The sequence below is a fragment of the Cupriavidus sp. 01T418 genome (assembly GCF_056398885.1).
The window spans coordinates 1-513 of the sequence record NZ_JBFTQG010000166.1; the positions used below are offsets into that span (position 1 = coordinate 1).

Below are 513 nucleotides of genomic sequence, written 5' to 3' on the forward strand. Positions count from 1 at the left end.
GCGGCCGAACTCCCCATAAGAAGCGCAAGACGGCCATCGACGACAGCCTCCCAGCGAAGATTGCGCGTTTATCACACCCGAGGGACGTTCCTGCGGGCATTGCCCCTGAAACCCAGGCAAGGCTGGCCACCATTCGCGACGCCGTGCCGCGCCGGGATGGGGAAGCCAGTCWGSCCTACGCCCGCCGACTGCACGAGCAGCGGCCCGGCCTCAGCCTGAGCGAGCTGTCCCTGCTCTCGGGCGCGGCGGAAAGCCATCTGCGTAGCGAGCCGGCCTTCAAGGCGCTCTCCGTGGAACTGGCCGCCATTCTCGACGCTATTCGCGACGCCGTGCCGCGCCGGGACGGGGAAGCCAGTCTGGCCTACGCCCGCCGACTGCRCGAGCAGCGGCCCGGCCTCAGCCTGAGCGAGCTGTCCCTGCTCTCGGGCGCCACGGAAAGCCGACTGCGCGGCGAGCCGGCCTTCAAGGCGCTCTCCGTGGAACTGGCCGCCATTCGCGACGCCGTGCCGCGCC

The 513-nt window shown here is 70.6% G+C and carries 1 protein-coding gene; it reads left to right on the forward strand.

The genetic code is table 11. From position 1 onward, the window contains the following. Positions 1-513, forward strand: a 513-nt coding sequence (locus AC1DQ3_RS36735) for a hypothetical protein (protein ID WP_477124981.1), incomplete at both ends; no start/stop codon positions are given.